17 protein-coding genes and 1 pseudogene are annotated in these 19,863 nt (G+C 63.0%); 7 read left to right on the forward strand and 11 right to left on the reverse strand.

What is annotated here, in order from left to right:
* The first annotated feature begins 324 nt into the window (after positions 1–324).
* Entirely contained in the window at positions 325–816 is a 492-nt protein-coding gene (locus tag AC1DDS_RS03580) for a hypothetical protein (protein WP_405030171.1), read from the forward strand.
* Between the two features lie 103 nt (positions 817–919).
* Here the strand turns inward: AC1DDS_RS03580 and AC1DDS_RS03585 are convergent, their stop codons facing one another.
* The 7 genes and pseudogenes from AC1DDS_RS03585 to AC1DDS_RS03615 all read right to left on the reverse strand — a co-directional run bounded on the left by AC1DDS_RS03585 (position 920) and on the right by AC1DDS_RS03615 (position 8,741).
* Complete coding sequence (locus tag AC1DDS_RS03585; protein WP_405030172.1) at positions 920–1,618, reverse strand: NapC/NirT family cytochrome c; 699 nt, start codon at positions 1,616–1,618, stop codon at positions 920–922.
* Positions 1,619–1,622: 4 nt separating this feature from the next.
* A complete protein-coding gene (locus AC1DDS_RS03590) occupies positions 1,623–2,078 on the reverse strand; it encodes a nitrate reductase cytochrome c-type subunit (protein ID WP_477477613.1) in 456 nt (151 codons plus the stop codon).
* 14 nt (positions 2,079–2,092) lie between these two features.
* On the reverse strand, positions 2,093–4,597 hold the full coding sequence (gene napA, locus AC1DDS_RS03595; RefSeq protein WP_477477614.1) for a periplasmic nitrate reductase subunit alpha: 2,505 nt from the start codon (positions 4,595–4,597) through the stop codon (positions 2,093–2,095).
* Positions 4,572–4,860, reverse strand: a pseudogene (locus AC1DDS_RS03600) (chaperone NapD). The gene napA and the pseudogene AC1DDS_RS03600 overlap by 26 nt, the downstream one beginning before the upstream one ends.
* Positions 4,853–5,353 (reverse strand): ferredoxin-type protein NapF, encoded by a 501-nt coding sequence (locus AC1DDS_RS03605; protein ID WP_477477615.1) that lies wholly within the window; start codon positions 5,351–5,353, stop codon positions 4,853–4,855. Before AC1DDS_RS03605 ends, AC1DDS_RS03600 begins: the two are co-directional and overlap by 8 nt.
* 7 nt (positions 5,354–5,360) lie before the next feature.
* Complete coding sequence (napE, locus tag AC1DDS_RS03610) at positions 5,361–5,552, reverse strand: periplasmic nitrate reductase, NapE protein (protein WP_477477616.1); 192 nt, start codon at positions 5,550–5,552, stop codon at positions 5,361–5,363.
* Positions 5,553–5,783: 231 nt separating this feature from the next.
* Positions 5,784–8,741: a calcium-binding protein gene (locus tag AC1DDS_RS03615; RefSeq protein ID WP_477477617.1), complete on the reverse strand. Its 2,958-nt coding sequence runs from the start codon at positions 8,739–8,741 to the stop codon at positions 5,784–5,786.
* A gap of 312 nt (positions 8,742–9,053) precedes the next feature.
* On the opposite strand from AC1DDS_RS03615, the gene AC1DDS_RS03620 reads away from it, so the two are divergent.
* Positions 9,054–11,027: an adenylate/guanylate cyclase domain-containing protein gene (locus AC1DDS_RS03620; protein ID WP_477477618.1), complete on the forward strand. Its 1,974-nt coding sequence runs from the start codon at positions 9,054–9,056 to the stop codon at positions 11,025–11,027.
* A gap of 16 nt (positions 11,028–11,043) precedes the next feature.
* Here the strand turns inward: AC1DDS_RS03620 and AC1DDS_RS03625 are convergent, their stop codons facing one another.
* Entirely contained in the window at positions 11,044–11,592 is a 549-nt protein-coding gene (locus AC1DDS_RS03625) for a cupin domain-containing protein (RefSeq protein ID WP_310415391.1), read from the reverse strand.
* Between the two features lie 163 nt (positions 11,593–11,755).
* On the opposite strand from AC1DDS_RS03625, the gene aptA reads away from it, so the two are divergent.
* Positions 11,756–13,093: an omega-aminotransferase AptA gene (gene aptA, locus AC1DDS_RS03630; RefSeq protein ID WP_310415394.1), complete on the forward strand. Its 1,338-nt coding sequence runs from the start codon at positions 11,756–11,758 to the stop codon at positions 13,091–13,093.
* An 87-nt stretch (positions 13,094–13,180) separates the two neighbouring features.
* Here aptA and AC1DDS_RS03635 read toward each other — a convergent pair whose 3' ends face one another.
* Complete coding sequence (locus AC1DDS_RS03635) at positions 13,181–13,966, reverse strand: hypothetical protein (protein WP_477477619.1); 786 nt, start codon at positions 13,964–13,966, stop codon at positions 13,181–13,183.
* 332 nt (positions 13,967–14,298) lie between these two features.
* Here AC1DDS_RS03635 and AC1DDS_RS03640 point away from each other — a divergent pair, with 332 nt between their 5' ends.
* Complete coding sequence (locus tag AC1DDS_RS03640; protein ID WP_477477620.1) at positions 14,299–14,958, forward strand: dihydrofolate reductase family protein; 660 nt, start codon at positions 14,299–14,301, stop codon at positions 14,956–14,958.
* A 140-nt stretch (positions 14,959–15,098) separates the two neighbouring features.
* A complete protein-coding gene (locus tag AC1DDS_RS03645; RefSeq protein WP_477477621.1) occupies positions 15,099–15,758 on the forward strand; it encodes a glutathione S-transferase family protein in 660 nt (219 codons plus the stop codon).
* Positions 15,759–15,773: 15 nt separating this feature from the next.
* Here AC1DDS_RS03645 and AC1DDS_RS03650 read toward each other — a convergent pair whose 3' ends face one another.
* On the reverse strand, positions 15,774–16,931 hold the full coding sequence (locus AC1DDS_RS03650) for a fumarylacetoacetate hydrolase family protein (RefSeq protein ID WP_477477622.1): 1,158 nt from the start codon (positions 16,929–16,931) through the stop codon (positions 15,774–15,776).
* A 225-nt stretch (positions 16,932–17,156) separates the two neighbouring features.
* Here AC1DDS_RS03650 and AC1DDS_RS03655 point away from each other — a divergent pair, with 225 nt between their 5' ends.
* Together AC1DDS_RS03655 and AC1DDS_RS03660 are read left to right on the forward strand one after the other, a co-directional pair.
* Positions 17,157–18,524 (forward strand): FAD-binding oxidoreductase, encoded by a 1,368-nt coding sequence (locus tag AC1DDS_RS03655; RefSeq protein ID WP_477477623.1) that lies wholly within the window; start codon positions 17,157–17,159, stop codon positions 18,522–18,524.
* Positions 18,525–18,568: 44 nt separating this feature from the next.
* Entirely contained in the window at positions 18,569–19,315 is a 747-nt protein-coding gene (locus tag AC1DDS_RS03660) for an SDR family NAD(P)-dependent oxidoreductase (RefSeq protein WP_477477624.1), read from the forward strand.
* 12 nt (positions 19,316–19,327) lie between these two features.
* On the opposite strand, the gene tsaA is transcribed toward AC1DDS_RS03660, so the two are convergent.
* Positions 19,328–19,852 carry a tRNA (N6-threonylcarbamoyladenosine(37)-N6)-methyltransferase TrmO gene (tsaA, locus tag AC1DDS_RS03665; RefSeq protein ID WP_477477625.1) on the reverse strand — a complete coding sequence of 175 codons (525 nt, stop codon included), beginning with the start codon at positions 19,850–19,852 and terminating at the stop codon, positions 19,328–19,330.
* Positions 19,853–19,863: the final 11 nt, after the last annotated feature.

A 19,863-nucleotide genomic window follows, 5' to 3' on the forward strand; every position in this document is an offset into this window, starting at 1 on the left:
TGTGCCCTGTTCTGCCCACCATGAAGCGCTGCGGACAGCCCGAGCAACGTGGGAGTGAAGGCAGGAGACAACTCAAACCTCATCCAGACCTGCTTGTCCCAATAGGGATAGGGATGCATTCGTTTGCGAGCGGCCGAGCGCCGCCGAACTACGTTGACCAGCGTGCTCCGCACGTCGCGGTGGGTTTATCTCGGGCTATGCGGAACGAAGCGGGAGAATGACGACAGTGAAAATCGACACCGGCCGGTCGCGCACGGTGTCCCGCTGAACTGAGGTCTTTTGTGCGCTTCGGCTCGGGACGAGCCGAACAGAAAGGAGCCTGTCATGAGAAGCGAGATCATCGTGGGAATGGCCCTGGCCTTCTCGGCCCTGGCTGCAACGGGGGCAATCGCCCAGAAGAAATACGGTTCGGAAGCCGGCTGGGAGATCCTCGTGAAAGACGAGATGGGCCCCGGATGCCTGATCAAGAAGGCCAACGCCGACGGGACGCAGATCCAGATGGGCATCGACGCGAAGGGTAAGATGCGCGGCTACATGGCGCTCTACACAAAGGCCGATGCCAATGTCGCCTCCGGCAAGAAAATTCCGGTTCTCTTTGACGTCGACGGGCAAAAATTCAGCGGTGAAGCCGAAGGCCAGGTGATCGGAGGCTATCGGGGAGCATACGTGTGGGTGAACAATGCTGACTTCATATACGACCTTGCCAAGAAGAACGCCGTCACGATTACCCCGGAAGGGGGCAAGGCGATTGTCGTCAAGCTTGCCGGAACCGATGCAGCCTTCAAGGCGCTGAAGGCCTGTCAGCAAGCCCAGTAGGCCTCCCAAGGATGGGGTGAACAGGGGCGGATGCCCGCCCTGCGTCGCCCTCGCGCTGTAGTGCTGCAGGCGGGCCCCACAAGACCGGGGCCCACCCTGGCTGTCAGAATGCCTCGGCGTGAAGTTCGGCCATCGCACGGCTCAGATCGCCGATCGGCGTCGCATTGGCCGCGCTCTTCCCCTCCACTTCAGGCGGCATCCTCCAGCCGGGATCGATACCTTCCATGTTGGGCAGTTCATGGGCGATACCCTTGTGGCAGTCGATGCAAGTGGCCTTGCCGGGGAGTAGATAGCGCGTGTGAATCTCCGCGGCCCGTTCCGTCTGCTTCTGCAGGTCCATTGCCGTCGAGGAATGGCAGTTGCGGCATTCGAGGCTGTCGTTCGCCTTCAGGCGCGCCCACTCGTGCTGGGCAAGTTCGAGGCGTTTTTCAAGAAACTTCGGCCGCGTGTTGATGGTGCCGAAAATCTTGCCCCACACCTCCTTCGAGGCCTGCATCTTGCGGGCGATCTTGTCCGTCCATTGATGCGGTACGTGGCAGTCCGGGCAGGAAGCCCGCACACCGGATCGGTTCGAGAAGTGAATGGTGTGGGTCAGTTCCTGATAGACGTTGTCGCGCATTTCGTGACAGGAGGTGCAGAACTGCTCGGTGTTGGTCAATTCCAGCGCGGTGTTGAAGGCGCCCCAGAACATCACGCCGCCAACGAAGCCGCCGAGCGTCAGGAAGCCGAGGCCGAGCGTGCCCGCCGGCGTCGCGATGATATTCCAAGCCCAGAGAACGACCTTCTTGATCCATGTGATCATGGCGTCACTCGCTCCCAGCGGGCTTGACGCCCATTTCGCTCATGTCCTTGAAGACGTTGTTCACCAGCGGCTGAGTGTCGGCCTGCGGCACGTGGCAGGCCGTGCAGAAGTAGCGCCGCGGCGAGACGTCGGCGAGCATCTGGCCGTCGCGTGTCATGTAGTGCGTGACGCTGATCATCGGCGCACCGGAGTTCTGGGTGAACTCTCGCTTGTGGCAGGACAGGCACCGGTTCGCGTTGACCGACAGCTCGTAGCCCTCGATCGAATGCGGGATGACCGGCGGCTGGTCGGGATAGGCGCGCATCCGGCGTTTATCGTCGATGATCCATTTCGGCAACGGCGCCGCAGGGCCGGTCTCCATTGAGGGCGTGCGCCCTACCAGCTGCGGTGCCGTTTGCGGCACCACCTGGGCGATTGCGGCCGTCGCGACAAACAGCAGGACACCTGCCGCGACCACCATCCAATCAGGCCGCCTCAGGCGATGGGGACAATTTTGACCGCGCATTTTTTGAAATCCGTCTGTTTGGAGATGGGATCGGTGGCGTCGAGCGTGACCTTGTTGATCAGCTGGCTGGCATCGAACCACGGGACGAAGATGACGCCGGGCGGCATCCGGTTGCGGCCGCGCGTCTCGACGCGCGAGCGGATTTCGCCGCGCCGCGAAACGATGCGCACCTCCGCACCCTGATTGATGCCGCGCTTGCGCGCGTCGTCGGCGTTCATGAACACGCGCGCACCGGGGAACGCCTTGAAGAGCTCGGGCACGCGCATCGTCATCGATCCCGAGTGCCAATGTTCCAGGACGCGGCCGGTCACGAGCCAGACGTCATACTCTTCGTCCGGAGATTCCGCCGGCGGCTCGTAAGGCACGGCCAGGATCACCGCCTTGCCGTCCGGCTGGCCGTAGAAGTTCACGCCTTCGCCGGGCTTCACGAAGGGATCGAAGCCCTCGCGGTAGCGCCACAGCGTCTCCTTGCCGTCGACCACCGGCCAGCGCAGCCCGCGCACCTCGTGCAGCATGTCGAAGGGTGCCAGATCATGGCCGTGTCCACGCCCGAAGGTGGCATACTCCTCGAACAAGCCCTTCTGGATGTAGAAGCCGAAGTCCTTGGCCTCCTGGTTGTCGTAGTCGGCATCGAGGTCGCTGAGCGGAAAGCGGTCAACCTCGCCGTTACGGAAGATCACGTCGTACAGGGTCTTGCCGCGATATTGCGGGTTGGCGTCGAGAATGTCGGCGGGCCAGACCTCGTCGGTCGTGAAACGCTTGGAGAACTCCACGAGCTGCCAAAGGTCCGACCGGCCCTCGCCGGGGGCCTGGACAAGCTGGCGCCAGACCTGGGTGCGGCGCTCGGCATTGCCGTAGGCGCCCTCCTTCTCCACCCACATGGCGGCCGGCAGGATCAGGTCGGCGCTCATGGCGGTGATCGTCGGATAGGCGTCGGAGACGACGATGAAGTTGTCCGGGTTGCGATAGCCCTGCCAGGTCTCGTTGCTGGTGTTGGGGGCGGCCTGGACGTTGTTGTTGACCTGCACCCAGTAGAAGTTGAGCTTGCCGTCCTTGAGCATGCGGTCCTGCAGCACGGCATGGTAGCCCGGCTTGTCGGGGATGATGCCGTCGGGGATGCGCCAGATCTCCTCCGCCCGCTTGCGATGCTCGGCATTGGTGACGGTCATGTCAGCCGGAAGGCGATGGGCGAAGGTGCCAACCTCGCGGGCGGTCCCACAGGCGGACGGCTGCCCGGTCAGCGAGAACGGACTGTTGCCGGGCTCGGAGATCTTACCCGTCAGCAAGTGGATGTTATAGACCATCTGGTTGGCCCAGACGCCGCGCACATGCTGGTTGAAGCCCATCGTCCAGAGCGACATGACCTTGGTCTTCGGATCGGCGTAGAGCTCGGCCAATTGCTCCAGGAACTCCGGATCGACGCCGCTCAGCTCGGCCGCCTTTTCCAGCGTGTATTCGGATACGAGCTCCTTGAAGGCCTCGAAGTCGATCGGCTCCATCTTCCCAGGTTCGGCGGCATTGGCAGCGGCTTTCTCCAGCGGGTCGTCCGGACGCAGGCCGTAGCCGATGTCGGTAACGCCGCGCGCAAACCGCGTGTGCCGCTGGACGAAGTCCTGGTTCACACGCCCGGTCTGGATGATGTGGTTGGCGATATAGTTGAGGATCGCCAGATCCGTTCCCGGCTTGAAGACGATGGGAATGTCGGCGAGATCCATGCTGCGGTGGGTGAAAGTCGAGAGTACCGACACTCGGACATGCGGCTGGCCGAGGCGACGGTCGGCGACCCGCGTCCACAGGATCGGGTGCATCTCCGCCATGTTGGAGCCCCACAGCACGAAGGCGTCCGCATGCTCGAAATCGTCGTAGACCCCCATCGGCTCATCCATGCCGAAGGTGCGCATGAAGGCGTAAGCTGCCGACGCCATGCAATGGCGGGCATTCGGATCGAGATTGTTGGAGCGGAACCCGGCGCGCATCAGCTTGGTTGCGGCATAGCCCTCGAAGATGGTCCACTGGCCGGAGCCGAACATGCCGATGGCCGTCGGGCCCTTCTCCTTCAGCACCTTCTTGCACTGCTCGGCCATCACGTCGAAGGCCTCGTCCCAACTCACCGGCTCAAACTCGCCGTCCTTGGCATAGACACCGCCGCGCTTGCGCAGCAGCGGGGTGGTCAGCCGGTCCTCGCCGTACATGATCTTGGAGAGGAAATAGCCCTTGATGCAGTTGAGGCCGCGGTTGACCTCAGCCTGGCTGTCACCGTGGGTGGCGACGACCTGGCCGTTCTTGACGCCGACCATCACGCCGCAACCGGTGCCGCAAAAGCGGCAGGGCGCCTTCGACCACTTGATCTGAAGCGCCTCGACGCCGCCCGGGACGGGCTGGGCGGCGGCAGGAAGCGCGACACCGGCCGTGGCCGCGGCGATGCCGGCGGCATGGGCCTTCAAAATGTCACGCCGTGTCAGTGTTCCGGTCATCGCTTTCACTCTCCCTCTGTCTCGACATGCTCGAAGACCATGTTCGCGGCGATCACTCCGTCCAGGAGCGACATGCGCGTCAGACATTCGCCAAGCATGCCCGTGCTCGTACCTTCGATCACGACGACGATCTTGCCGCCGCCGTGTCCGTGGATTTCGACATTTTCCATCTTCGCGATTTCCGCCAGGACGGCCTCGGTGTGCGCCGGCATCGTCGCAACCACGGCGCTGGAAATATGGTAGCGCTGCGCCCGCTCAGACATCGGCCGTCTCCATGTCGCGCGCCTGCAATTCGATCGCGCCGACCGGGCAGATAGTCAGACAGGCGCCGCAGCCGCTGCAAATCGCTTCATTCAACTCGGGAAGGAAAGGTCCGCCGATGCGCGGGCGAAAACGGATCGCCTGTTCGGGACAGCATTCACCGCAGGACTGGCAGGCAACGTCGTTTCGCGCCAGGCAGGCATCGCCGACCACTGCCACATGTGCAAACCGCGTGACATTGTTCAAAACGAAGACCGGCTCGGGACAGGCGGCGCTGCATTCGCCGCAAAACGTGCATTCGCCCCGCGCAAAATCGATGGATGGCACCCCGTCACTGAGACGGATGATGCCGCTGGGACATCGCTCGGCACAGCGGCCGCAACCGGTACAGGCGTCAAGGCTTTCCAGGGTTGCCCCGGGGGGACAAATGCCCGGCGTTCTGGCGACCGAACGGCCAACGAAAAGCTCTCGGCGTGATATCGGTTCTGTCCGCATCACACCCTCAATGCCCCGGGGGGCCGGGCGGGCCGTAAATGATCTGGAACATCCACACAAGGAAGCCATATCCGCCCACCACGCCAACGGCGACCAACGGCCATATTCCGAAAGCCAGCACGAAGAAGGCGATCAGTTCGACACGCCGCTTGGCACGTCTTTCCTGCGAAGCGGGCTGGCTGGAAGATAGCTGAGACAATTCGACACCTCACCTTGTCAGGGACATAGTAGCGTCGGTTCGTTGGAAATAAAGACCCAATCGCAATATTTAGTTGGCGCTATATTTAACAATCGTCATATAAATCAGCAGCTTCTGCAGCAATCGCTGACAGCATGCGATGTGGAGGAGGCTGCCAGGACGTGCCCCGGCAGCCTCCCATCGACCTGCCCCGCAGAGACAAAGCTGCGGGCAGTCTCGTCTACCGCCGCCTCAAATCAGGATGAAGTCCGTCGCGGAGAGCGACGTCACCTTGTCGAGGGTGGCCATCAGAACCGCGTCGTGCTCGTTGCCGCTGCCATCGCGGTCGTACCACAGACGCCCGTTGTCCTTTTCGAAGAAGAACTGGGCGGCCTTGCCCGTTGCCTTCAGATCGTTGCCTGAATAGAGCACGAGCTTGGAAAAACCGAAGACACCCTTGTCGATGACGAGCTTGTCCTCGCCGCGCTTGAAGTCGGTGATCCGGTCGCCGGAGCCGATCGCATTTCCCGAGGCATAGATGAACTGGTCGGCACCGGACCCGCCGGTCAACGTATCGCCTTCGCCACCCCCTTCGAGCTTGTCGTTTCCGGCGCGTCCATCGAGCTTGTCGTCACCGAAGCTGCCCTTCAGCGTGTTGGCGGACGCGTTGCCAAGGATGGTGTCATCCCCGTTCCCGCCGATCACGTTCTCGATGCTGACCAAGCTCAGGCCGGAGGCAACGCCGCCGTTCTTCGCGTTGTTTTCAAGATCTATGATGACGGAACGGTCTGAGACGACGTTGATTTCAAGCGTGTCGATGCCGGATCCACCGTTGAAATAGTCGGTGCCGTCTTCATCGGCGTAGCGGATGAACTTGTCGTTGCCCGCATCACCGTAGAGCTTGTCATTACCCTTGCCGTCGATAAGGACGTCGTTGCCACTGCCGCCCCTGAGCGTGTCGTTGCCGGCACCACCTTCGAGGAAGTCGCTGTTCACACTACCGGTGACCGTATCCCGGCCGGACCCGCCGGTGTATTCCATCACTTCCATGCCGGCGAAGGAGGTGTTGGCATTCACCTTGACCGTGCCGGTGCTGAAGACAAAGGAGACGTCGGACGAAACTTCGCTGCAATTGATGATGACGCGGTCGGTGCCGCTGCCTCCCGATGCATAGTCGCCGGCGTCCATGTGGAGGATATCGTTGCCGTTTTCGCCGTAGAGCTTGTCAGCGCCGGTATCCGGAAGACCGCCGGAACCCCAGAGGATGTCGTTGCCATCGCCGCCGTAAAGCTTGTCGGCGCCGATCCAACCCGTCAGGTAGTCGTTGCCGGCGAGCCCCTTGAGCGTGTCGTTGCCGGCCATGCCATTCAGGTCGTCGTCCAGCTTGCCGCCTGTCAGCGAATCGTGGCCCTGGCCCGCAGAGAGGTTGACACGCTCGAAGTTCTTCGCCGTGACGCCGCCGTTGACGAGCGTTGCGTTGGCGGACAGCACGAAGGACAGGTTCGCCTTGCTGTCGTAGCGATTGATCCAGAGCGTGTCGGTGTTCGCTCCCCCATCAACGGTGAAGCGTCCGGCCGTCGAGCCACTGGCGTTGTTGACCGTTATCGTGTCGTTGCCGGCGCCACCGAGCATCGTCGTCAGCGCGGTGCCCGCCTGCGTATCGGCAGACAGATAGTCATTGCCATTGCCGCCATCCATCAGGTTGGTACCGCCGCCATAATCGATGATCCGGTCGTTCCCGTCGCCGCCCCTGACGGTGTCGCTGCCACTCGTGCTGTAGAAATTGTCGTTCCCTTTGCCACCCGTCATTCTGTTGTTGCCGCTGCCGGCATCGAAATCGACGAAGCTGGCGGTCCCGGCGGAAAGCACGTCGTTGCCGCTGCCCGTTGTGACCGTGAAACTCTCGCCATCTGTCACGACGGTGCCGTCGGAAAGCGTGGCCTTTGCTCCCGAGACGCTGAAGGTCAGGTTGCTCTTGCTGTCGTATCGTTCGATCCAGACGCTGTCGTAGCCCTTGCCGGCCTTAATGGTGTCCTTGCCGCCGCTCCCGGCGATCAGTAGGTCGTTGCCGTCGCCGCCATCGAGAACATCGACGCCGAGGCCGCTACTGAGGTGATCGTTTCCGCCGAGGCCGATAAGCGTATCGTTTCCCGAGTTGCCGATAAGGGTGTCAGCGCCGGACCAGCCGGTGAGCTTGTCTGCGCCTTCCGAGCCATAGATGTCGTAAGTCTCGAAATTGACGATGGTCGTGCCGTTGTATAGCGTCTGCTTCACAGTCGACGCCTTGGCGGTGAAGGTGCCGGAAAATCCGTGCAGGACGAGGGTGTCGACGTCTGCGCCGCCGTCCAATATGTCCTTACCGTCGCTGGCCCAGTCTTCCATGTTGTGGCGGATCGAGTCGTTGCCCGCGCCGCCGAGGACCGTGTCGTTGTCGGCGTCGCCGGCGAGCGTGTCGTTGCCGGTGCCGCCTTCGATATAGTCGCGTCCAGAGCCGCCAGAAATCGTGTCGTTGCCGCTGTCACCCTTGATGGTGTCGTTGCCGGAGTGACCGTACATGTAGTCGTAGCCGGCACCGCCCGACATGGTGTCGTTGCCCTCGTCGCCGGCAACGTAGTCCTCGCCGTAGCCGCCGAAAATGGAGTCGTCGCCGTCGCCGCCCATCAGTGAATCGTCGCCGTTGCCGCCGGAAATCTTGTCGTTGTCGTCACCGCCGTCGAGCCAGTCCCGGCCGATCCCTCCACTGAGGATGTCGTTGCCAGAACGGCCGGCGAACCAGTCGTCCCACCGGCCACCGGTGAAACTGTCGGCATAGCTGCTGCCGTAGAGTTCGAACTGCTCAACATTGACGATGCTGGCGCCGAAGACGGTCTTCGCAATGATTGGATCGAATGCGGCAAAGGTAACGCCCGTGGCCGAATTGCTGAAATCGACTTCGAGTTCATCGAAGCCCAGTCCACCGTCGATCTTGTCGCCGGAAAGCTCTGCCGGCGAGGCGTATTTGATTTCGTCGTCTCCCGTGCCGGCGATGACCGTATCGGCGCCGAGGCCCGCGCTGATCCGGTCACGGCCGGAACCAGTGTTGATTACATTGTTGCCGTCGTCACCATACTCGCTCTGATCGCCGACGCCGGGGATGGTGTAGCCGACTGCCAGCGGATCTAGCGCAAGCGACGCCCGGAGCGCCGCGATAGAATTCACTTTCTTGCTCATGGCTTCCTCGAGAATTAGAGTTGCAACGCCGGTCTGGCGTGAGCCGATTGCTAATTGGCGCGGAAGCCGGGTGTTGTTCCTTCGGTAACAAGCTTACAACTGCAAGGCGATTGCGGCCGGTGTCGCCACGTGCCGCCGTCCACCATCTCGGGCACTTCAGCGATACGGCGCCTCCAGTTCTCTTCCGCTGACGTAAAGAGTTGGCGAATCTTATCAAGAAGATCGATACTGACGGCCGGCGGCGGCGTAAGACCGATCGAGATCGACGCACAACTGCCGCGGCAGAGGCTCATGGAGCGGAGGATGTAAGGCATGACGAAGGAGGTTGCGTCGGTGCCTGCGAAAAGGCCCTGGCATGGGTCGCTTCGCACCCTGCTCGGCGTCGTGATGGTGGCGCTTCTGCTCGCCGTGTCGGGGTTGCTGATCGCACTCGATTACTATCGTGCCCGTAATGCCGCGATCGAAGCGGCTGAAATCCATATGGACAACTTTGAGGACCGGCTGATCTCACGGATGCAGGTCCTCTCCGGCGACACGTCGGCCGTGGTCAACCTGATCGTTTCCATCGCCAATTCCTTCCTTGCGCCGCCAACGGAGCGCATCGGCGACAAGGTCACGATCCTGCGGGCCGCACTCTCGCGATCGCCGCAGATCGACGGGGTCTATGCCGGCTATCCGGATGGCAGCTTCTTTCATGCCGTCAATCTGTCATCGACGGACTGGCGCAAAGCCCTCAATCCCCCCGCCTTTGCGACGATGGCCGTCCGCATTTTGGAGCCCGGCGCGGAAGAGCCGCGTGCGCGGGTCATCTTCTACGACAGCACCGGAAAACAACTCTCGGAGCGTCCGATCAGCGGCTGGAAATATGATCCCCGGCAGCGCCCCTGGTATCGCGCCGCGGTTGGAGGAACGGGACCGATCGCGACCGGTCCCTACAGCATGGCGACGACCAGGTCGCTCGGCATGACCATCTCCCAGGCCCATAAAGGCAACCCCGACATCGTCGTCGGTGCCGATGTCGTGCTTGATCGGGTTACCCATTTCATTGCCAGCGAAAGACTGACACCCAGCGCTGTCGCCTTCGTCGTTGATCCCGACAAGAAGCTGTTGATGCATTCCGACCCCGCAATCATGCGGGCAATCGCCGCCTCGAAAGACGAACGCGATTTCGATCCGGCGAACCTGCACGATCCGCTGCTGGCAGCAATCAAGGAGAACCCGCCGGGTCTGAACAAGATGGGCACCGTCGACGTCGCCGGTCGCAAGTGGGTGGTCATGGGGTCAGAGGTCGACTCGGCGATCCTCTTTGCCGGGCACATCGCCGTCGTTGCCGCACCTATCGACGAACTGATGGCCCCCGCACGCAGAGGCCTCTACCAGGGCCTGACCTTGTCCGCCGGGATCGTCGTTCTCTCCGTGCTCGGTGCGCTTCTTCTGGCCCATCTGGTCACCAAGTCGCTGAACCAACTGACCAACAGCGCAAATCGGCTGCAGGATCTGGACTTCAGTACCCCAATCGAAGTGCCAACGCGCGTAAACGAGATCGCAACGCTCGGCAGTGCGATGAACAAGGCGCGGGACGCAATCTTCACCTTCGGCCTCTATGTGCCAAAGGAACTGGTACGCAAGGGGATGGAATCGGGTGAGTTTTCCGGACGGAACGCGCGCCGTCAGGAGGTGACGGCCATCTTCACCGATATTTACGACTTCACCACGATCAGCGAGCAGCATTCGCCCGAGAAAGTCGTCAGCATGCTGTCGGAGTATTTCGACATTCTCAACGACACCGTGAACGAACACGGCGGCACGATCATCCAGTTCCTGGGCGATTCCATTTTCGCCATGTGGAACGCCCCGGCACCCGATCCAAACCACGCCGAGAATGCCTGCCGGGCCGCGCTGGCGATGAAGGATCGACTCGAAGTCTTCAACGACAGGCAGCGCAGCCGCGGGTTGCCGGAATTCCGCACACGCTTTGGCATTCATTCCGGTACCGCAGTTGTCGGCAGCGTCGGCGCAAACGACCGCCTGCAGTACACTGCCATGGGCGACAGCATCAATGTCGCTTCGCGGCTGGAGGGCATGAACAAGACCTACAGCACCTGGATCCTGGCGAGCGGCGCGGTCGTTTCTCAATGTGAAGACGCGATCCAGTTCCGGCCTCTCGGCCAGGCACAGGCCAAGGGTCGGTCCACCGCGCTTGACGTCTTTGAAGTGATCGGTGTGCGCCGACCGGCCGCGGTGGCGGCGAAAAATGGCGCTGCCGCTCCGGCAGCGCAGTCTTGACCGAGCGGCAAATGGCTCAGAAGGTCGGCGGCGTGCACGCGCTGATCAACTCGCACGGTACCGGTCCGACACAGCGGAAACGATGCGGCCGGCGGCTCTCGAAGTAATAGGCGTCGCCGGGCCCGAGGATTCGTCGCTCGTCATCGACCGTCACTTCGAGACGTCCGGAGAGGATGATGCCGCCCTCCTCGCCATCATGCACCAGCGGCACTTTGCCCGTGTCGGCACCGGGTTGGTAGCACTCCTTCAGGATCTGCAGGCTGCGACCGAACAGGTTTTCGCCGATCTGGCGGTAGGAAATCGGCCCCTTGCCGATCTCGACCAGTTCGTCGGCACGGTAGAAGGCCTTGCGCGATCGCTCCGGCTCGAAGGCGAAGAACTCGGCGAGCCCGATCGGAATGCCGTCCAAGATCCGCTTGAGGGCGCCGACCGAAGGATTTGACGCGTTCGACTCGATCAGCGAGATGGTGGAATTGGTGACGCCTGCACGTTTGGCCAGTTCCCGTTGCGACAGATTGTGGGCCATGCGCAGGCTGCGCAATCTGCTCCCGATATCGACCGACATGCCGCCCCTCCCGATGCTGCACCGCGCGCCTGTTTCCATTGTTCGATATATCGAAACATCTGCGAGCAGGCCTAATAAATATCAATAACTTCATATCAGGCAGAAAAGGACTTGTTCAATCTGCCAATTCATGGCGTCAATGCCTCGACCAGAGGAGACTCCCATGAACGTTCACAACAAGCCCAACGCTCCGGTGCTCGACAGCTACTGGATGCCGTTTACCGCCAACCGGCAGTTCAAGGCGGCGCCGCGCCTGCTCGCGTCGGCCGAAGGCATGCACTACACGAGCCAGGACGGCCGCACCATTCTGGACGGCACGGCCGGCCTCTGGTGCTGCAATGCCGGCCACGGCCGCCGCCAGATCGCCGCCGCCGTCGAGCGCCAACTGACCACCATGGACTTTGCGCCGTCCTTCCAGATGGGCCATCCGATCGCGTTCGACTTCGCCGAGCGGCTGGCCGAGATCGCCCCCGGTCCGGAAGGCGCGAAACTCGACCGCATCTTCTACACCGGCTCCGGCTCGGAATCGGTCGACACCGCGCTGAAGATGGCGATCGCCTACCAGCGCGCGATCGGCCAGGGCACCCGCACGCGCCTGATCGGCCGCGAGCGCGGCTACCACGGCGTCGGCTTCGGTGGCATCTCCGTTGGCGGCATCCTCAACAACCGCCGCGTCTTCCCGCAGCTCCCCGGCTCCGACCACCTGCGCCACACGCACGACCTTGCCAAGAACGCCTACGTGAAGGGCCAGCCGGAACATGGCGCGGAGTTGGCCGACGACCTCGAGCGTCTGGTCGCGCTGCACGGCGCCGAGACGATCGCCGCCTGCATCGTCGAGCCGGTCGCCGGCTCCACCGGCGTGCTGATCCCACCGAAGGGCTATCTCGAACGCCTGCGCGCCATCTGCGACAAGCACGGCATCCTGCTGATCTTCGACGAGGTCATCACCGGCTTCGGCCGCCTGGGTGCTGCCTTTGCGACGGACTATTTCGGCGTGACGCCGGACCTTGTGACGACCGCCAAGGGACTGACCAACGGCGCGATCCCGATGGGTGCGGTCTTCGCCAGCCGCAAGGTGCATGACGCACTGATGCACGGACCGGAAGGTGCGATCGAACTGTTCCATGGCTACACCTATTCCGGCCACCCGGCTGCCTGCGCCGCCGGTATCGCCACGCTCGACATCTACCGCGACGAGGGCCTTTTCACCCGCGGCGCCGAGCTGCAGGACGACTGGCACGAAGCGATGCACTCGCTGAAGGGCCTGCCGCACGTCATCGACGTCCGCACGATCGGCCTGATCGCCGGCATCGAGCTTGCCTCGCGCGACGGCGCTGTCGGCGCGCGCGCCTATGACGTCTTCGTCGACTGCTTCGAGAAGGGCCTGCTGATCCGCGTCACCGGCGACATCATTGCCTTCTCCCCGCCGCTGATCGCCGAGAAGAAGCATTTCGAGGAGATCGTTTCGGTGCTCGGCGATGCCCTGAAGCGCGCGAAGTAAGCAGCACTGCATGAAATACAGAAGGGCCGGTCAGCGATGACCGGCCTTTCTGCATAGTGCCTCAAGGTTATGTTTGGTGCGCGATGCTTAGAACTTGATCGCGAGGCCGATGATGGGGCCCTGCTCGACGACGTCGAACTTGAAGCCGTCATTGCTGTAGTCGACGCCCAGTGCGCGGTAGCCGGCCACTGCCGAGAACGTCTCGTTGAACTTGTAGCCCGCCGTCGCGGCGACATCCCAGTCGATGTCTGCGCCGCCACCGCCGACCAGGCCCCAGCCGGTGAGGAAGAAGTTCGGTGTAAGGAAGTAAGTCCCTTTCAGACCGCCGATCGCATCGACCCAAGTGTCGCCATCGCTTCGCGACACGGTCCGGTCGCGGAAGGTGATCGAGATCGTATTGTCGACCGACCACACCCGGACGCCGCCGACGATATCGAGGTTACCGGTGCTGTCCTGGAGCAGCGAGTAGCCGACGCCCGCAAAGCCCGCGAAAGTCTCGGAATCGACTTCACCGGAGATGAAGCCTCTGGGGGTCGCCGCGCTGCCGGAAATCTTTGAGTACATGAGATCGGTGACGACGCTGTAGCGTCCGTAACGGGCCTCGCCGATCGCCATCGCCCCGAAGTCGAGATGGTCCCAGATTTCGCTGAAGGACGTGTTCACATGGATAGTGCGCAGGCCGAAGTTCTGCAGGTCACCGGAAAGGCCCGTCGCCCAGAAATAAGGCGCGAACGTGAAGGTCCAGCCGCTTTCGGTTTGCACCTGCTGCGCCTCCGGGGTCATCGCGGTCGGCGTGAGGTCAGCGGCCAAGGCATTGTGGCCCAGCATGGTGGTCGCGACAAAGATAACACTGAATGCGATGCGCTGCGTCATGTGTCCCCTCCAAGGGCTTGACCCTGACAACTTTCGCCGCAGTTGTTTAGCGAGCCCCTCAATCCCCCAGGAGCACGCTTTCAGTCGATGCTGCCGAATCGACACTGCCGCCAATTTGACAATAACAACAAGAGATCGCGCGCTTTGACAAGCGCTTCTGTTTCCGCAAACCTTTTGCGGGCGCGTGCTCATGTGCTGCCTTGCATCGCCCGATGGCCTGCAGGGCCGCATGGCACCATTGCTGCGCCATTGGTCGCCGGGTCCGAATTTTTGTCGGCGTTTGCCCACGCCAAACGTCCCTTGTCTACCTGCCAGGAAATAGGAGAGCGAAAATGCGCAAGATCATCGTTGGAGCATTCGTCAGTCTCGACGGCGTCATGCAGGCACCGGGCGGCCCACAGGAAGACCCTATCGGCGGCTTCAGGTACGGCGGCTGGGCGGCCCCCTATTTCGACGAAGCGATGGGGACGGCCGTTGACGAGATGTTCGCGAAGCCCTTTGACCTGCTGCTCGGCCGCAAGACCTACGACATCTTCGCGGCGCATTGGCCCTACGCCGGCCCGGATGATCCGATCGGCTCCCTGTTCGATCGCATCACCAAGTTCGTGGCGACGCGCAATCCGGACCTGAAGCTGACGTGGCAGAACAGTCAAACGCTGGGGTCGGACGCGGTCGCCGCGCTCACGAAGCTGAAAGCCGAAGATGGGCCCGATCTCCTGACGCAAGGCTCGACGGATTTCCTGCAGACGCTGTTCCGGCATGACCTGGTCGACGAGCTCTACATCTCGTTGTTCCCGGTCGTGCTCGGCGGCGGAAAGAAGCTGTTCAGCGAAGGCGCGGCACCGCATGCGCTGAAGCTCGTCAGCTCCAAGGTGACGCCAGCCGGTGTCACCGTCAACAAATACAGCCGTGCGGGCGAAGTCCAGACAGGCTCGTTCGAATTCGATCAGCCGACGGACGCCGAACTGGAGCGGCGGAAGAATTTGACCTGACCTTCAAGGCAGAGCGCCAGTCGGGGAATAGCGGGCGAGCCCCGACCGCGCCGTCCTCCGCGTCGGCGCACACTGGTTGCGGAATGCAATCAGAGACGCTAGGCTATGTGTACACGCGGTGATCGGCACGGGAGGACGATATGAAACCGATCCTTTATGCGCATCCGTTTTCGTCATACTGCCAGAAGGCGCTGACTGCGCTCTACGAGAACGAAACCTCTTTCGAGTTTCGGATGCTCAGCCCGGAACATCCCGAGATCCTCCAGGAATTCGAAGCACTTTGGCCGATCAAGCGCTTCCCGGTTCTCGTCGACGGTGGCCGGACGTTGCTGGAGGCGACGGTGGTCATCGAATACCTGGCGCTCGCCCATCCCGGTCCGTTCAAGCCGCTTCCGGACGATCCGCAGGCGGCGATCGATGTGCGGATGCTCGACCGGATCTTCGACAATTACATCAGTTCCCCGCAGCAGAAGATTGTCTTCAATGCCATCCGGTCGGAGGCGGATCGCGATCCTTATGGCGTCGGCGAAGCGCGAACGATGCTGGAGCGGACTTACCAATGGCTGGATCGCCACATGGCGGGGCGGGAATGGGCGGCGGGCGACGCTTTCAGCCTGGCCGACTGCGCCGCCGCTCCTGCGCTGTTCTACGCCGACTGGACGCATGCGATCGACCCGGCGCTCACCAACCTCAAAGCCTATCGCGGCCGGCTGCTTGCCCGCCCCTCCTTCGCCCGCGCGGTGGACGAGGCGCGGCCTTATCGCAAGTTTTTCCCGCTCGGCGCGCCGGACCGGGATTGAGCGGGCGCAACGGGCTCAGATCAGGCCGCGGCCGGCGAGGTTGCGCATCAGCGCGGCAACGCCAAAAGTCCAGGGCGGGCACTCGGTCGAGAGGCGAACGGTGTTCGAGAGCGCCCCGAGTTCGGCATTCGAGATCGTCACCCGATCACCGATCCTGTGGGTGAAGCCTTCGCCTTTGACATCGCGATCCTTGACCGGGGCAAACAGCGTGCCCATGAACAGCATGAGGCCGTCCGGATATTGGTGGTGGAGGCCGATCGTCTGGGCGACGAGATCGAGCGGGTCGCGGCTGATCTCGCGCATCGTGCTCGTGCCCTGGAGTTCGAAACCGTCCTCGCCTTCAATCAGGAGGTCGAGGTCCGCCTTGCGGACATCGTCGATGGAATAGGTCTCGTCGAAGAGCCGGATGAAGGGGCCGATGGCGGCGGACGCATTGTTGTCCTTGGCCTTACCGAGGAGAAGCGCCGAACGGCCCTCGACGTCGCGGAGGTTGACATCGTTGCCGAGGCTCGCGCCTTTCACCTCGCCCCGGCTGTTCACGGCCAACACGATTTCCGGCTCGGGATTGTTCCACCGCGAGATCGGATGCAGGCCGACCGAGGCGCCCCAGCCGACGGCCGACAGCACCGGCGCCTTGGTGAAGACTTCCGCGTCCGGCCCGATGCCGACCTCGAGATACTGCGACCAGATGCCCTCTTCGATCAGCGCCGCCTTGACCTTCGCCGCCGCCTCGGAACCGGCCTTGAGGTTGCGCAGGCTGTCGCCGATGATGGCGGTGACGCGTGCACGGACCGTCTGCGCGAGCGCCGGGTTGCCGGCCGCCTTTTCCTCGATCACCCGCTCGATCATCGAGCGCGCAAAGGTGACGCCACAGGCCTTGACCGCCTGCAGGTCGCAAGGGGCAAGGAGATGTGGGCGCGAAAGGTCGCCCTCGCCTTCAATCGAATGGTCGAGCACGGTTGCAAGCGGCGCCACCGGATCGCCGGCCTGTGCGCGCACAAAGCCGACCGGGTCACCCATTTCGAGAAGGTCCCGCATTGTCGGCGCCGCCTTGCTGGAGATGTCGACCACGGCGCCGTTGTGCACAACCACCAGCGATGGTCCGCTGCGCTCGGGACGCCAGATGCGCCCGACGAACGTGCCGCGATCAAAGTTGCCAGCCTGCGATGTCATGCTGTTTTCCTCCGTCTTGCGCTGTCCTTTGTGCCCGAAAACGCGCCTATCGGACAGGGGGAATGCGGCTTGCCGCCGTTCCTGGCGTGCGCCAATATTCCCGCGCACTGGCACCCGGCTGGGGCAAGGCCCGAGCCTCCTTCGGCGGCGAAGAACCCGATTGCATTCCGACGAGGTCATCGCTAGTCAAAAACGCAGACGTTGCGGCGCATACAGGAAGCCACCATGACCATCATCGAAGAGTTGAAGCGTGCCCTTGGTTCGGAGGCTGTCCTTACTGGCACCGAGATAGGCGATCGCTACGTCAGCGACGCCAGCCAGACGGGGCGCATTCCGCCGATGGCAGTCATCCGTCCGCGAAGCGTGGACGCCGTTTCCGCCGCCCTCCGCATCTGCAACGAGCACGGCCAGCCCGTGATCCCCCAGGGCGGCATGACCGGTCTGGCCGGCGGCGCAAACCCGCGTGGCGGCGAGGTGGCGATTTCGCTGGAGCAACTGGCAGGGGTGGAGGAGATCGACCCGGCGGCGGCCACGATCACGCTCAAGGCCGGAACGATCCTGGAAACGGCGCAGGCGGCGGCGGCAGATGCGGGCTTCCTGCTGCCGATCGACCTCGGGGCACGCGGCAGTTGCCAGATCGGCGGCAACCTTTCGACAAATGCCGGCGGCATCCGGGTCATCCGCCACGGGGTCACGCGTGACAACGTGCTGGGGCTGGAAGTGGTGCTTGCCGACGGCACGGTGCTGTCGATGCTGAACAAGATGACGAAGAACAACACCGGCTATGACCTGCGCCAGTTCTTCATCGGCGCCGAAGGAACGCTCGGCATCATCACCCGCGCCGTCCTGAAGCTGAAGCCGCTGCCGACTGGGCGCAGCACGGCGCTTGTAGCTCTGGAAAGCTACGAGGCCGTGATCGCCTTTCTTCAGAAAGCCCAGCGCGAGTTGCTCGCGCTCTCCGCCTACGAGGCGATGTGGCAGAGTTTTGTCCGCTTCAGCAGCAAGGCCGAGGGTATCAAGCTATTCGAAGCCGAATATCCCTTTCTCGTGATTATCGAAGAAGACAACGACGGTTCGGACGTTGCGCGCGAGCGGTTTGAAGGTTTCCTCGGCGGCGCGCTGGAAGAGGGCCTCATCGTCGATGCGCTCATCGCCCAATCCGAGAAGGACGCCCGCCATTTCTGGACCGTGCGCGAGGCCGTTACGATGGATCGGTTGCTGCCGTCTCTGGTAAACCTCGACGTCAGCATGCCGAGCGGCGAAATCGGTCGTTTCACCGAGGCCTGCGAGGCGGATCTGCTGTCGCGCTTCCCCGACGCCCATGTCTCCTTCTACGGCCATATCGGCGACAGCAACCTGCATATTGCGTTTTCCGTGGCCAACGCATCCGACAGCGAACTGCATGCCGTGGACGAAATCGTCTATGCGCTCGTGCAACAATTCAAGGGCTCCGTCTCGGCAGAACATGGGATCGGCACGTTGAAACGTCCCTATCTCGGCTGCTCCCGGAGCCCCGAGGAACTGGAAGCCATGCGCCGGATCAAGCACACGCTCGATCCGAAAGGCATCCTGAACCCCGGCAAGGTTATCTGAGGACAGGCCGACGCCACGCCAAGGATTGAGCTGCGAGGATGCAGATGACCGACAGCAAACGACGCGTGCTCGTTACCGGTGCAACCCGCGGACTGGGCCTCGAGATCGCCAAGGCATTTGCCCACGAAGGGGCTCGGGTCGCACTCAACGGTCGCGACGCTTCCGCGCTGGAGGCTCATTGCGCTTCATTGCGCCAGCAGGGCTTCCTGGCCGAAGCGCTGCCGGCTGACCTTGCGGACAGTCCGGAGACGATTGCACATCGGGCCGCCGAACGACTTGGCGGGCTGGACGTGGTCGTCCACGCGGCCGGCATCCGTGACCGTCGGACGACCGAGCACCTCGATGGTGCGGCCTTTGCCGCGCTTCTTGACGTCAACCTGACCGCAGCCTATCGGCTGGCGCGCGCGGCCATTCCGCTTCTTCAGACATCCAGTGCCGGGCGGCTGATCTTCGTGACGTCGATCGCTGCGCGGATCGCCCGCAAGCCCGACCCCGCCTACACGGCCTCGAAGGGCGGACTGGAAGCATTGACGCGGTCGCTTGCGGTCGAGTTCGGCGCCGACAACCTCACCGTGAATGCGATCGCGCCCGGCTGGTTCGTCACCGAACCGAACAAGGCGCTGTCGGAGGATGCCGGCGTGCAAGCCTTCGTCGACGCGCGCATTCCCTTGCGGCGCTGGGGCCGACCGCAGGAACTGGCTCCAGCGGCCCTGTTCCTGGCCTCGCCGGCCGCAAGCTTCGTCAACGGCATCACGCTCACCGTCGACGGCGGAATGTCCGCGCAGATGTAGCCAAGCCGCGGCTCAGGCTTTCTGGCAGTTCGGCGCTGTTTCCGTCGCACCGGTCTCGAAATCTCCGGGCTGGGGCGGCGCGATCGGCTTGAACAGCGAACGGTCCGGTTTCAGGTCGAGCAGCGGCGTGCCGTTCAGGCAGTCGAGCCCGCGCACGTACAGGGCGTTGCCCTCGACCCGATCCAGCATAACGATCGATGTCCCGATCGGGTTCGGCCGCACCGGCGAGCGTAGCGAAAAGGTGCCGTGCACCTTGCCGCTGCTGGCCGGGCTCTGCAGGATGAGATCGCGCCGGGACCTGTCGAGCCAATAGAGGACCTCTAGCCGCTCGAACGCTTCGATGCCTTCCAGCGCCGGGATCCACGGGTCAAAGATCTCGATCCGGCACACCGGCCCATCCGGGCGACCTTGCCGCGGGCAGAGCAGGCGCGATTCCCACGGTGTGTGGATGCGTCCGATGAAGACGAGCCCCGCATCGGTCGGCTCGGGCGGCGCGACGGCGACCTCGTTCTCGCGGATTTCGTTTTCCCGAACCATGCGTTTCCTCC

The sequence above is a fragment of the Mycoplana sp. 10N416 genome (assembly GCF_056394765.1).